This is a genomic window from Deferribacterota bacterium (genome assembly GCA_034189185.1).
Lineage (GTDB): Bacteria > Chrysiogenota > Deferribacteres > Deferribacterales > UBA228 > UBA228.
Map to the genome: position 1 here is coordinate 1 of JAXHVM010000041.1, position 13,800 is coordinate 13,800.

The following is a 13,800-nucleotide window of genomic DNA, read 5'->3' on the forward strand; positions in this document are numbered from 1 at the left end:
TACCAAAACCAAAATCAAAAAAATCCTTACTACCACATTTGCTACAAACAATATCTATCTTTTTGCCACAATAATTACATAGACAATAACCTTTACTCCTATAATATGTAGCATTTACTGAACATCTATCACACATTAAATTGCTGCCACAATTGTTACAAACCAAGTAATTAGAGTAACCTTTCTTATTTATTAGTAATAAAGTTTTTTTCTTCTCTTTTATATTTTTATATATCTTTTCATAGATAGGCATACTGATTAATCCAGAGATACTTTCATGTTCTTTTATGTTAATAAGATTTACTTTGGCATTCTTTATATTTTTATCATTTTCTAAATAAAGATATTTATAAATATTATTCTTTGCATTATAAAAGCTCTCAAGAGAAGGTATTGAAGAACCTAAAACGATTGGTATTTTAAAGATTCTAGCATACTCAATAGCAGCATCTCTGTATTGCATGTATGGCGATTCCTCTTGTTTATAAAATTCATCCTCCTCACCCTCAACTATTATTAAATCCTCGTTTTTTGATGGTAAGCCAAGAACACTCTTTGTGCCAGCAATTATTTCTACATCCCCATTTCTATAACCTAAAAGCATTTTTTTTCTGTATTTTAAAGTTTTAGCAGCAAAATATACCCCGATCTTGTCTTTAAATACTGGAGATAAAATTCTTACTATTTTATTTAATGTAGCAATGTCAGGACAAAGTATCTTAACTTGTCTATCTTGTAAATTAAACTTTTTGATAAGTCCTACATAAGCACTAATTCTTTTATATATATTATCTGTTCTAAACAAAATAGGTCTATTATCTCTACCTATTAAAGACAAGAGTTTTGAGGTGGAACTATCTAATTTTTCATTTGAATCATATTTTATAGACACTTTATTAAATTTTACAGACTCTTTATCATTATAATCAGCCTTTAATAAATTTCTGTTTATCAAGGTATCCAATACTTCACCATATGATGATACATAATTTCTTGATAACCTTTTAAGTAATTCTAAGTATTTTTCATTAAAGAAAGGCTCTTCTTTATCTAATATGCAATTTATACTTTTACATTTTTGATCAATTATATCACTCTTACTAAAAACGACTCCGGCAGTTTTTCTATTTCTAAAATCAACAATTACTCTAGTACCTTTAACTAACTGAATCTCTGATGTATAGGTAAATAATTTATTAACAGGCCTTGGTATTATAATATTATAATAATTCAATTAATCTTCACCAAAATTAAACTCTACGGTTGAAATATATTCAAAATATTATAATAATAAAATAAAAATCTTAAAATTTTTTAAAAGAGGTGTAAATGACTACTAAAATACTACCCTTTGATAAATCTTTTATAGAAGAGATAACAAAAAAGTACCCAACTCCCTTTTACATTTATGACGCAAAAGGCATAAGAGAAAATGCCAGAAATTTATTAAAGGCATTTTCTTGGAATAAAGGATTTAAAGAATTCTTTGCAGTTAAGGCAACCCCTAATCCACATATAATTAAAATGCTAAAAGAAGAAGGTTTTGGCACTGATTGCTCTAGTCTACCCGAGCTAATTATCTCTGAAAGGGTTGGTCTAAAAGGGGAAGAAATTATGTTTACCTCGAATGATACCCCCTATAACGAATTTAAAAAGGCTTATGAATTAGGAGCAATTATCAACTTAGACGATATTACACATATACCTATTCTAGAAAAAGTAGCAGGAATACCAGAATTAATATCCTTTAGATATAATCCTGGTCCACTTAAAAAAGGAAATGCAATTATAGGAAAACCAGAAGAGGCAAAATATGGCTTAACTAGAAAACAGATGTTTGAGGCATATAAAATAATGAAAGAGAAGGGATCAAAAAGATTTGGTATACATACAATGGTAGCCTCAAATGAACTAAATGCTGATTATTTTGTAGAAACTGTAGATATTCTAATAGATTTAGTTATAGAGATACATAGAGAACACAACATAAACTTTGAATTTATAAATATGGGCGGTGGAATTGGTATACCTTACAAACCTGAGGAGAAACCTGTTGACGTCTTCTATGTCTCAGAAAAAATTAAAGAAATTTATAATAAAAAGATTAAAAATACTGAGCTTGATCCAATTAAAATCTATATGGAAAATGGCCGTATGATTACTGGCCCATATGGTTATTTAATAACAAGGGTAATTCATGGAAAGGATACCTATAAAAAATATATTGGGGTAGATGCAAATATGGCTAATCTTATGAGGCCAGGAATGTATGGAGCATATCATCACATAACAGTTTTAGGGAAAGAAAATGATAAGCAGAGTGAGATATATGATGTTGTTGGTTCTCTATGCGAGAACAATGATAAATTTGCAATAGATAGAAGATTACCGAAAATTGACATTGGAGATATCCTCGTGATACACGATGTTGGAGCCCACGGGCATGCAATGGGTTTTAATTACAATGGTAAACTTAGATCAGCGGAGTTTCTACTAAAAGAAAATGGTGAGATAAAATTAATTAGAAGGGCTGAAACAGTTGATGACTATCTCGCAACCCTTGATTTCAGCAGTTTATAATATTAGCAAATTATTTAAATTATAATAAAATTTATAAAATTTGTGTTATTAATTGTTGTCGCTACTGCCTGAAACCCTCTCCCATTTTTGGGTTTTACATAATGGCCAAACTATACAGCCTTTAACCATTAAAATGTCTGGATTGTCTTTATTTAAATAAATGCTAACATTATATATCTTACCAGTCTCTGGATCTAATATTTTGCCATCTTCCCACTTGTCATCATCCTTCTCTAAACCATATACAAAATCTAAACCGATGATAGGTTTATTCTTAAATCTACCAGGACATTTCTTGCAAAGAGGTGGATATTCACCCATCTCATTTAATTCTTTAATCCTATTAGGTAACAACCTAACAACCTTGCCATATAATTTACCATCCTTTTTATATATCTTAACTATTGCCTCTGGTTTTTTTGTCCTTATATTATTAGTTTTCCACAAGCCAAATACACTTTTATCATCAGTGGCATATAAATAATTTGAAACAACAAATGTTATTAATATTATAAATAACTTTAAAATTAGCTTTTTTGACATATCCCTGAGAAATAAATACATAAATTTAATGCTTTTTCCGTTTCGCTACTAAATAATATAATAATTTTAATTCTTATTTAAATAAGCTTTATTTTTAAGATTATACAAATTTTTAAAAAAGAGATAGTCTGATTTTTCTATATGATTTTCAATCCAAAAGGCTAAAAAATTAAAAATATCAACAATTAAAACTTCATAATTATCTTTGCCTGCTAACTCTATAAATTCATTAATCTTATTTATAAACCAACAATGTTCACTTATATGCTTATATTTATTAGGATAATTAAAGTGATATAACAATTTTTCTTCTAAAGGAAATGATCCTCTGGCATAATCATATAAGTCATTTAAAATCTTCTTTATATCAACTTTTATGGTCTTTTGCTCAATTAGATTATATAAATCTAAAAAGATTCCAATTAATTTACTTTTTTGTTCATTAATCACATTAATATAATTATCTTTTGCTATAATCATAGAGATTGCCAATTATTTAAATTTCATAAGCTATATATTTATAATTGTTTATCCATTTTTATAATTTAGTCATTTAAATAGAAATTGCTGTAAAAATCTTGTAAATAAATTGACCCTTGCTTGTTGATTTTATTAATAGAAAATTAAAAGAAAAAATAAAATGCCGAAGGGGGGACTCGAACCCCCACGGGAAGATCCCACAGGATCCTGAATCCTGCGCGTCTACCAATTCCGCCACTTCGGCAAATTTAAAAGTGCATTAATAATATTTTATATAAATCTTTTAAATTTTAAATATAACCCATTAATTAATAAATTTACATATATTTAACACATAAATAAACAAAATTTTATAAAATTAATATAAATATAGGTTAATTATTTATGGTTAACAATATATATAATAAAAGATTTAATAGAAGACAATTTTTAAAATATTCATTATTAACATCTACAATAAGTTTATTACCTAAACCTTTAAAAGCTTTTGGCTTTGGTGATATATTTAATAAAAATTACACTGAAAATTACGTTGTTAGAAATGATCTAAACGTTACACCAAACACCACTGTTATAAATAGTAAACCAATAAAATTGATTGATTTTGCTCATCTAACGGATGTGCATATTGTTGATGAGGGCAATCCTTTAAGATTTGAAGAGTTAAAGCTATTGGGTATAGATGAGCCAATCTTTGCAAGGCTAGATAGCATAATTCAAACAATCTCAAGAAATCAAGACCCCTATTCTGCCCTTTTATGGGATGAAACAGTTAGATCTATCAATAAACAACACAGTTTAGAACCAATGGATTTTTTAATAGCAACGGGGGATCACACCGATACAGACTTAGAAAATGAACTTAGATGGTTTATAGAGATTGCTGACGGCTATATATCAAATGATTACTTTGATAGAACTGGAAAAAAAGAAATGGCTTATGTTAACCCCATAGGGCTTGATAGGACACTGCCTTGGTATGCGGCAATTGGAAATCACGATGTAATGTATCAAGGTGTTATTAATAATGAATTATTCCTTGGTAAATTACTTGGCATTGTTACTAGTAATGATAAAAATATTAACAGTGATACCCGTAAATTAATTTATAGGCTAAGCATTTCTGCACCTGAGATGCTTTTGAACCCAAATGAATGCATAGATTTATACAAATCATCTATTAGCCTTCCCTTAGGGCACGGCTTTGCAAATATGCCACCACCAAATGAAGGCTATTACAGCTTTACTCCAAAGCCTTTTATACATTGTATTGTTTTAAATACTGCAAACTATTATGCAAAGGGGGAAATACCTAAAGAAACTTTCTCGGAAGGCATTCTTGATAGAAAACAATTTAATTGGATGATTAGTGAAATAGAAAATAATTACGATAAACTGTGTATAATATTTTCACATCACCCACCAACAAGTTGGTTAGGTATATTAAGTGATATATCACCAAAAGAGTTTGAAAATACCCTATCATCCTATGAAAATGTTATAGTCCATATATGTGGCCATACACACGATAATTCAATTCAAGCAATAAGAAGTAACAATGGTGGCTATTGGTTGATTACTACAAGTTCTATAATAGATTTTCCACAGGAGTGGCGAAGGTTAACTATATATGATAATAAAGACGGCACTGGTAGTATTTTTACTCGGCAATTTAGGCATAGTAATGAAGAGATTGCTCACATTGCATATAATGATCCTGGCGCAAACCATGAAACTAGCTACGGTGATGATACTGATAGAAATACAGAGTTAATATTTTCTATGCCAAAGGTAGTTAGTGAAAATATTTCAAAAAATACAATATAGAAATTTAATAAAACAAATACCTGCAGTTTTAAAAATATAATGCATCTTTTTAGACAAGGAGATAAAAAATGAAACATTCTGAAACTGTTTCTATCAATTTGATGTTAACGGTTTTTTTTACATTTGTTTTACTTTTTAATTTTGCCAATATATCAGCTTATATCGGTATAAGATCCTCCTCTTTTGCACAGAGCTTTCAACGAATTGCTTCCTTTTCTACGGCATTAAATATTCCCTCATCAATGAATATAAACAGTGAATCATCGGCCGAAATTATAACAGCTACACCGGATGGTTCTTTGCTTATCTATTCAGATAGCCCATTAGGTGGTATTGGTATGATAGATATTAGCAATCCTAAAAACCCCTTGCCTGCCGGTTTTATTAAGATGGACGGTGAGCCAACCTCAGTTGCAGTAAGCGGTAATAATATCCTGGTTGCTGTTAATACTTCTAAAGACTATGTTCATCCTTCCGGTTATCTCTCTGTTGTTTCAACATTGGAAAAAAGGGAAATTGCCCGATTAGACTTAAAGGGACAACCAGATAGTATTGCAGTTTCACCAGATGGCCGTTTTGTTGCTATTGCCATCGAAAATGAACGTGATGAGGATTTCAACAATGGCACAATTCCCCAATTGCCTGCTGGTAATCTTACTCTTTTTGCTATAGAAAATGATCTTCCAGTGCAATCTAGTAAAAAAATAATTAACCTTACTGGTTTAGCTGATATTGCGCCTAATGACCCAGAACCTGAATTTGTTGACTTTAATAGTAATAATGACGTTGTTGTTACATTACAAGAAAACAATCATATTGTAATTATTAATGCTGAAACTGGCGAGATTAGCTCTCATTTCTCTGCCGGCACTGTTGATCTAGTTGGCTTAGACAATAGGGAAGATGGGGCATTGATCTTTAATGGCAGTCAAAAAAACAGACGCCGTGAACCGGATGCGGTTAAATGGTTAGACAATGAACGTTTTGTTACAGCCAACGAAGGGGACTACCAGGGTGGTTCCCGTGGATTTACTATTTTCAATACCCAAGGTGATGTGCTCTATGAATCAGGATTATCTTTTGAATATGCCTGTGCTCTTGTCGGCCATTATCCTGAAAATCGTTCTGAGAATAGAGGAATTGAACCAGAAGGATTAGAAGTTGCTTCATTTAACGGTGAAACCTATATCTTTCTTTTAGCTGAGAAAGCTTCTATTATTGGTGTCTACAGAGATAGGGGATTAGCACCTGAGTTTGTCCAGCTCTTACCATCCGGCATATCACCAGAATCGGCAGTAAAAATTCCTGGGACTAACCTGTTGGCTAGCGCTAATGAAACTGATTTAGGTCCTGAGGGTGGGCTTCGCTCACACGTTATGATTTATGAGCTAACCTTTAAGAAGCCAACATATCCACAGATTGAATCAGTTATGATCAATGGAAAACCAATCGGTTGGGGAGCATTATCTGGTTTAACTGCTCATCCTTTTCTACCAGGGATACTTTATGCTGTCAGTGACTCCTTCTACTTTTCACAACCTTCTATCTTTCGTATTAATGCCAATTATACCCCTGCCCGTATTGTAGATGTAATCAGGGTAAATCGAAGTGGCCATCCTGCCCAAAAGCTAGACTTAGAGGGTATTACAAGTGATGGTGATGGTGGATTTTATCTAGCTTCTGAGGGGAGACCAGATCAATCAATTCCTCATGCGATTTATCATGTGGATTCCATGGGAACTATTCAAGAGGAAATACTCTTTCCGCAAGAGCTAGTTAGGGTATCAGAACAATGGGCTGCAGAAGGAATTACTATGATTGATAATACACTTTGGATCGCCATTCAAAGACAGTGGAAAGATGACCCTGAAAATACAGTTCGCTTAGTCGCTTATAATTTAGAAACAGGGAAGTGGGGCGCAGTCCGCTATCCCACCGAATCTATCGAAGATGGTTGGGTTGGGCTTTCTGAAATAACTGCTTATGGGGATTTCGTCTATATTGTTGAACGTGATAATCAAATTGGAGACAAAGCTAAAATCAAAGCTTTATACCGTGTGCCCATTTCTGAATTACAACCTGCTGGATTAAGTGGTAATCTCCCAGTGGTTAATAAAGAGTTAGTCCATGATTTTATTCCCGATTTACTATCAACTAATGGATTTGTTGTTGATAAAATTGAAGGCTTTGCCGTTGACAAAAATGGACAAGGTTTTGCAGTTACAGATAATGATGGTGTTGATGATAGTTCTGGTGAAACCTATTTCTTTACAGTTGATATCACCCAGTGATATTAATTTAATAGGATCTCCCTACTTGTGAAGTAGAAAGATTTAGAAATAGCGTGTTTACGGTGAAAATTCAACTTGCGAAGTTGAAGGAAAGTTTAACTTGCGAAGCCTAAGAGTTTTCATATTTATTTTTGTATTCATATTTTAAAATCTTTTTGCTAAAATTATTAAGTATCCTATGAAAACTACCTTGAAGTCAATTTTACTAATTTTTATAATCTTGCTATTGTTGTTAATTAATGTTCCCAAATTAAACAACAAATTTGTGAATTCTAATTATGTAAGAAAAATCGATAATATGACAATTTCATATATTGATAGTTCAATTAATAAGGCAATAATTGCTTTTACATCGGCAAGGGGTATAAATGCAATTATTTCAATGCTAAAAAGCTCTACAGTTAACCTAACACCTGCAGGTGTTGGAGCAAGTATTAGCATTGGCCAGGTTCTTGATCCAGTTGATGATATAATAGAGAATTTATCAAATATTTTGCTACTGAGCATAGTCTCTTTGGGTATCCAGCGTTTTCTTATAGAGATCGCCCCATTTATAAGTTTTAATATATTTCTTAATTTAGGATTAATTCTACTTTTTTTCCTTATTATTATAAAAAATTTAAGAAAATCCTTTTTATTTAATTTAGTAATAAAGTTTTTTATAGTTGCTCTAGTAATTGAATTTATATTGCCATTTTTTGTCTTTATTGATTGGACTACAAATAAACTATTTTTTGAAAAAGAGTATGAATCAGCAAGATATACTTTAAATGAAACAAATGAGGAATTAACTGCTACCTATGGTGCAATATTTTCAACTAAAGGAGTTATTGAAGGTTTTAAAAATTTCTTAAAAAAAGAGAATAATGGTAAAAACTTCATAGAACAATTAAAAGATAGTGCAGAAAAAATTATCGAAAGCAGTTTAAAACTTATTTTAATATTTATACTTGATACAGTAATTATACCACTATTTTTCCTCTGGTTACTCTACAAATTTCTAAAATATATATTTAATTATAACTATCTCTTAAAAAAACCCTAATTTTAAGCCACTTCAAAAAAGTTTAACTTGTGAAGTTGGGAAATTGGGCCAGAGCACTTAAACTTAAGTGCTCGGTCGGGGGATGTGAGATGGGCTGTGATGGCGTAAATACGGGGAAAATCTGACTTGCGGAGTCAGAGGATGGTGGAGATGTGCTGTGATGGCTTAAGTACGGGGAAAATCTGACTTGCGAAGTCAGAGGGTTTTACTGTGATGGCGTAAGTATGCGAAAAATCTGACTTGCGAAGTTAAAGGATTGGGGTGATGACGTGAGATGGCGTGGGGACGGGGAAAATCTGACTTGTGAAGTTGGGAGATTGGGCCAGAGCACTTAAACTTAAGTGCTCGGTCGGGGGATGTGAGATGGGCTGTGATGGCGTAAATACGGGGAAAATCTGACTTGCGAAGTCAGAGGATTTTACGAAGTCAGAGGATTTTATATTTTATAAAAGGGGCAGTTAATTTTTAAGCATTCTTTATTAAGAGAAGTGAAATTACATACCATTTTATTATAATTCATTGATACATTTAAATTTTTATTAATAAAATTTATTGCTTCTATTAAGGCAATAAATGTGTTTCTTTTGCAGCATCTAGGGCCTCCTGCTTCTGCTATAGAATTTAAGCAAAGTGCTGTTATTTTATTGCTCAAGCTCCAACCTTCTTTTGAAAGGGGTGTTGAATTAGTTATTATACTCATAAATATACCTGCGCCTATTGCAGCACCACAACTACCATAAAACCCGCAGAAACCACCAAGAACATTTTTTGCCCTCCTCTTAGCCTCGATAATTTTAGTTTCCTTTTCACCTGTTTTGCCTATAGCATTGTAATATGTTGCCAATAAAACTGCAGGCACTAAAAAATGGTGTTCTGGTCCATGCATATTTACCTTTTGATGCTCCATAATTTGTGAGGCTAATTCCAGTGGATCTTTAATTTTACTATTTACACAAATCCTTTGAATAAACTCATTAGCTTTTAAACTATGGCATTTATCGCATATAAAATGCCCATTAATGCAAATAACATTTGACTTAGTTTCTTCCCCACAAAAATAACATTGCACTTTTTCTATATTATCTTTATAAACTAGTTCACTACCGCAGATAATACAACCTGTCTTAAAAGCCATTATCACACATTAACCTTAATTTTATCTATAAATAATAGTCAAATAGAGTGAAATATCCATGATTTTATTTGACATTTGGCAGAAAAGCTCAACTTCAACTTGCGAAGTCAGGTGAAATGGGATAATTGTCGGGTATAGCCTGTGATGGCGTAAATACGCGGAAAATTCAACTTGCGAAGTTGAAGGATTAGGGAAATGGGCTGAAATGGCGTATGGATGGGGAAAATCTGACTTGCGAAGTCAGAGGATTAGGTAAATGTGCTGTGATGGCGTGTGTATGCGGAAAATCTGACTTGCGAAGTCGAAGGATTATGTACTTTGTTGCATATTATCTTTTTTTAAATCTCTTTTTCTCCAGAGAAGATATAAAACTGGATAAACCATAAGTTCCATCAAAAATGAGGTAGTAAGACCACCTACCATTGGAGCTGCAATTCTCTTCATCATATCAGCCCCCGTTCCTGTTGACCACATAATTGGCAGAAGGCCTATAAGTGATGTTAGAACTGTCATTGTTTTAGGCCTAACCCGCCTGGCAGCCCCATTAACTATGGCATTTTTTAGCTCTACAAGATTATTCAACCCTTTCTTCCTCTTTGCTTCCTCATAAGATAAATCTAAATAAAGAAGCATAAATACACCTGTCTCAGCATCAAGACCCATTAAAGCTATCATTCCAACCCAAACAGCAATCGATATATTGTAATCAAGGAAATAGAGTAAAAGGATTGCACCAACAATTGAAAAGGGAACAGCAAGAAGAACTATTAGGGATTTAATAGCTGAACGAGTGCTTAGATATAAAATGAAAAGTATTAACAAAATTGTTATTGGGATAATAAGCTTTAAACGTTCTTTTACTCTAAGCATATTCTCATATTGTCCACTAAAACTGATAGAATAACCCTGAGGAAGGCTAAGGTTTTCATTGAGTTTTTCTTTTGCGTGCTCAATATAGCTTCCTATATCAACATTATTTTGAATATCCACATATACATAGCCAGCTATCATCCCATTCTCATTTCTAATCATAGATGGGCCTAAAGACAGATTTAAATCAGCAAGCTCACCTAAAGGCACTTGTATTCCCTTCATCGTTGTCACAAAAATCCTTTCAAGGTTATCTATAGAAGTTCTAAAATCCCTCGCATATCTCACATTAATAGAATACCTTTCCCTACCCTCAACAGTGGTTATAATATTTTCACCCCCAATCGCAGTTGAAATAACATCTTGTAAATCCTCTAAGGTCAAACCATACCTTGCTAACGCTTTTCTTTTAGGCGTAAAATTAACATAATATCCACCACCAACTCTTTCAGCAAAAACACTTCGCGTCCCTTTAATTTCTTTTAATAGTTGCTCAATATAAATACCTATCTTCTCAATCTGGTTTAAATCACTACCCATAATCTTAATACCAATTGGTGTCCTCATCCCTGTTGTAAGCATATCAATTCTTCCTTTAATTGGCATAGTCCAAGCATTTGTATTTCCTGGTATTTGGAGAGCTCTATCCATCTCAGCTATCAGCTCATCATATGAGATTTTATCACTCCACATTGTTCTTAATATTTTTTTCAGTGCCTCTGGTGCCCAATCTGTATACCACCTCTCCTTTTCTCGCCATTCTGATTTTGGTTTTAAAACAACTGTTGTCTCCATCATTGAAAGTGGCGCAGGATCTGTTGATGTATTTGCTCTGCCAGCCTTACCAAATACAGATTCAACCTCTGGAAAAGATTTCAAAATTTTATCTTGCAATGTAAGGAGTTTTTTAGACTCTGAAATTGATACACCAGGAAGTGTTGTAGGCATATACAGTATTGTGCCCTCGTTTAAAGGTGGCATAAACTCTGAACCTAGCTCAAAATATAGGGGTATTGTTGCTACTAAAATTATGACAGTTAACACTACAATTTTTTTTGGATGTTTTAAGAGAAAGCGACATACAGGTTCATAGATTTTAAAAAGGACTTTGCTTATTGGATGTTTTTCTTCAGGGTAGTACTTACCTACAAAAATATTCGTTGCAAAATTAGCAATAAATTTAGGTTTAAAATTAAAGGGATCAACTCTTTTAAATAACATAACCACCGATGGTGTCAATGTTATTGCCAATATAGAGGCTAAAACCATTGTAAAAGTCTTCATCCATGCAAGAGGTGTAAAAAGCTTACCTTCCTGATCAACAAGGGTAAACACAGGCAAAAAGGATACAGCAATTACTAAGAGAGAGAAAAACATAGAAGGGGCAACCTCAATCATCGCCTCTAATTTAATTTTATGGGGATCTCCTTTTTTGCCACTAGCCTTCCAGCTTTCTACCTTTTTATATAAATTTTCAACTACAACAATAGCACCATCTACAAGGACGCCTATAGATATTGCAATACCAGATAAACTCATAATGTTTGAAGTGATATTCATCATATACATAGGTATAAATGCTAATAATACTGAAATAGGTATTGTAAAAATAGGGATTAATGCTGAGGGAATATGCCAAAGAAATAAGAGGATTATAAGGCTTACTACAATTATTTCCTCAATTAATGTATGTTTTAACGTATTAATTGATTCCTTAATTAAATCAGATCGATCATAGGTCGTAACAATCTCCACCCCTTTAGGCAGTCCTGGCTTAATTTCCTCAATCTTCTTTTTTACTCTTTCAATAACGTTTAGGGCATTTTCTTTATATCTCATTACAACAATACCACCAACGACCTCCCCTTCCCCATTTAACTCTGCCAGACCTCTTCTTATTTGAGGCCCTATAGTAACAGTTGCAATATCATCTAAAAATACAGGTGTTCCATTAACGGACTTGACTACTATTTTCTTTAAAGCCTCAATATCCTGAATATAACCTTCAGCTGTAACCATAAATTCCTTACCTGACCACTCAATAAGTCTTCCTGACACCTCGTTACTACTTTTCTTGATAGCATTAACTACATCCTTAATTGACACATTATATATCTGCAAACGTGAAGGCTTAATTGTTACCTGATATTGCTTTTCAAATCCTCCTATTGTTGCTACTTCGGAAACACCGACAACACTTTGAAGAGCATATTTTATATACCAGTCTTGTAATGTTCTCATTTCTGAGAGGTCATATCTTCCAGTTTTATCTACCAAGGCATATTGAAATACCCACCCCACACCAGTTGCATCAGGTCCAATCTCAACGTTTGCCCCTTCTGGTAATCCACCTTGAATTTTTGAGAGATATTCCAATACTCTGCTTCTTGCCCAATAAATATCTGTTCCATCCTCAAAGAGTACATAAATATAAGAAAAGCCATAATCACTAATTCCTCTTATTGCCTTAACCTTTGGAGCCCCAAGGAGACTTGTAACAATGGGGTAGGTAATCTGATCTTCAATAATTTGAGGGCTTCTATCCCATTTTGTATAGATAATTACCTGTGTGTCACTTAAATCTGGAATTGCATCTAAAGAGATGTGTTTTATTGTGTAAACTGCGTAACCAACAGCTGCCGCAACAAGAAGTATCATAAAAAACTTGTTATTAGCTGAAAAAGATACAATCCTTTTTATCATAAAGCCCTCAAACTACTAAGTATTCAACAAGCCAATAATATTTAGTGGTTGTGTCCATCTGTAACCATTCTGAAAACCGCCTTCAATCTCGATTCAGAATCAATAAGGAAATTTGCTGGGCTTACAACCATATCACCTGTATCTAACCCTGATAAAACCTCATAATAACCATCTCCTCCCAAAACCCCTGTTTTAACTATAACTGGTTTTATGTGATTATCACCTGATTTTAGAAAGACATACTGTCTTGTCCCTGTCCTAAAGAGAGCTTCTTCAGAGACCGATATTTTTTCTCCTAAAGAATAACTAAATTTAGCATCTGCATA

The 13,800-nt window shown here is 32.9% G+C and carries 10 protein-coding genes and 1 tRNA gene; 4 read left to right on the plus strand and 7 right to left on the minus strand.

The genetic code is table 11. From position 1 onward, the window contains the following. The coding region (locus tag SVN78_04465; protein MDY6820858.1) for a hypothetical protein at positions 1–1,234 on the minus strand (1,234 nt) is incomplete at its 3' end. A 95-nt stretch (positions 1,235–1,329) separates the two neighbouring features. On the opposite strand from SVN78_04465, the gene lysA reads away from it, so the two are divergent. Beyond that, on the plus strand, positions 1,330–2,580 hold the full coding sequence (lysA, locus tag SVN78_04470) for a diaminopimelate decarboxylase (protein ID MDY6820859.1): 1,251 nt from the start codon (positions 1,330–1,332) through the stop codon (positions 2,578–2,580). A 48-nt stretch (positions 2,581–2,628) separates the two neighbouring features. On the opposite strand, the gene SVN78_04475 is transcribed toward lysA, so the two are convergent. From SVN78_04475 to SVN78_04485, 3 genes are all read right to left on the minus strand, one after another. Further along, positions 2,629–3,123: a DUF2147 domain-containing protein gene (locus SVN78_04475; protein ID MDY6820860.1), complete on the minus strand. Its 495-nt coding sequence runs from the start codon at positions 3,121–3,123 to the stop codon at positions 2,629–2,631. A gap of 66 nt (positions 3,124–3,189) precedes the next feature. Next, a complete protein-coding gene (locus SVN78_04480; protein ID MDY6820861.1) occupies positions 3,190–3,603 on the minus strand; it encodes a hemerythrin family protein in 414 nt (137 codons plus the stop codon). A 161-nt stretch (positions 3,604–3,764) separates the two neighbouring features. Further along, positions 3,765–3,847: transfer RNA gene (locus SVN78_04485), tRNA-Leu, on the minus strand. A 140-nt stretch (positions 3,848–3,987) separates the two neighbouring features. Here SVN78_04485 and SVN78_04490 point away from each other — a divergent pair. The 3 genes from SVN78_04490 (at position 3,988) to SVN78_04500 (ending at position 8,766) form a co-directional block, all read left to right on the plus strand. Next, entirely contained in the window at positions 3,988–5,430 is a 1,443-nt protein-coding gene (locus SVN78_04490) for a metallophosphoesterase (protein MDY6820862.1), read from the plus strand. 68 nt (positions 5,431–5,498) lie between these two features. Next, entirely contained in the window at positions 5,499–7,721 is a 2,223-nt protein-coding gene (locus tag SVN78_04495; protein ID MDY6820863.1) for an esterase-like activity of phytase family protein, read from the plus strand. Between the two features lie 265 nt (positions 7,722–7,986). Beyond that, positions 7,987–8,766 carry a hypothetical protein gene (locus SVN78_04500; GenBank protein MDY6820864.1) on the plus strand — a complete coding sequence of 260 codons (780 nt, stop codon included), beginning with the start codon at positions 7,987–7,989 and terminating at the stop codon, positions 8,764–8,766. 436 nt (positions 8,767–9,202) lie between these two features. Here the strand turns inward: SVN78_04500 and SVN78_04505 are convergent, their stop codons facing one another. The 3 genes from SVN78_04505 to SVN78_04515 form a co-directional block, all read right to left on the minus strand. Next, positions 9,203–9,901, minus strand: coding sequence for a DUF5714 domain-containing protein (locus tag SVN78_04505; GenBank protein MDY6820865.1), 699 nt, complete (start codon positions 9,899–9,901; stop codon positions 9,203–9,205). A gap of 309 nt (positions 9,902–10,210) precedes the next feature. After that, positions 10,211–13,474: a CusA/CzcA family heavy metal efflux RND transporter gene (locus SVN78_04510; protein ID MDY6820866.1), complete on the minus strand. Its 3,264-nt coding sequence runs from the start codon at positions 13,472–13,474 to the stop codon at positions 10,211–10,213. A 41-nt stretch (positions 13,475–13,515) separates the two neighbouring features. Next, a partial coding sequence (locus SVN78_04515) for an efflux RND transporter periplasmic adaptor subunit (GenBank protein ID MDY6820867.1) occupies positions 13,516–13,800 on the minus strand: 285 nt, incomplete at its 5' end.

Bases quoted from the DNA above. Each gene is read 5' to 3' on its own strand.
- lysA (MDY6820859.1), top strand. From the start codon at position 1,330: ATGACTACTAAAATACTACCCTTTGATAAATCTTTTATAGAAGAGATA.
- SVN78_04475 (MDY6820860.1), bottom strand. From the start codon at position 3,123: ATGTCAAAAAAGCTAATTTTAAAGTTATTTATAATATTAATAACATTT.
- SVN78_04480 (MDY6820861.1), bottom strand. From the start codon at position 3,603: ATGATTATAGCAAAAGATAATTATATTAATGTGATTAATGAACAAAAA.
- SVN78_04490 (MDY6820862.1), top strand. From the start codon at position 3,988: ATGGTTAACAATATATATAATAAAAGATTTAATAGAAGACAATTTTTA.
- SVN78_04495 (MDY6820863.1), top strand. From the start codon at position 5,499: ATGAAACATTCTGAAACTGTTTCTATCAATTTGATGTTAACGGTTTTT.
- SVN78_04505 (MDY6820865.1), bottom strand. From the start codon at position 9,901: ATGGCTTTTAAGACAGGTTGTATTATCTGCGGTAGTGAACTAGTTTAT.
- SVN78_04510 (MDY6820866.1), bottom strand. From the start codon at position 13,474: ATGATAAAAAGGATTGTATCTTTTTCAGCTAATAACAAGTTTTTTATG.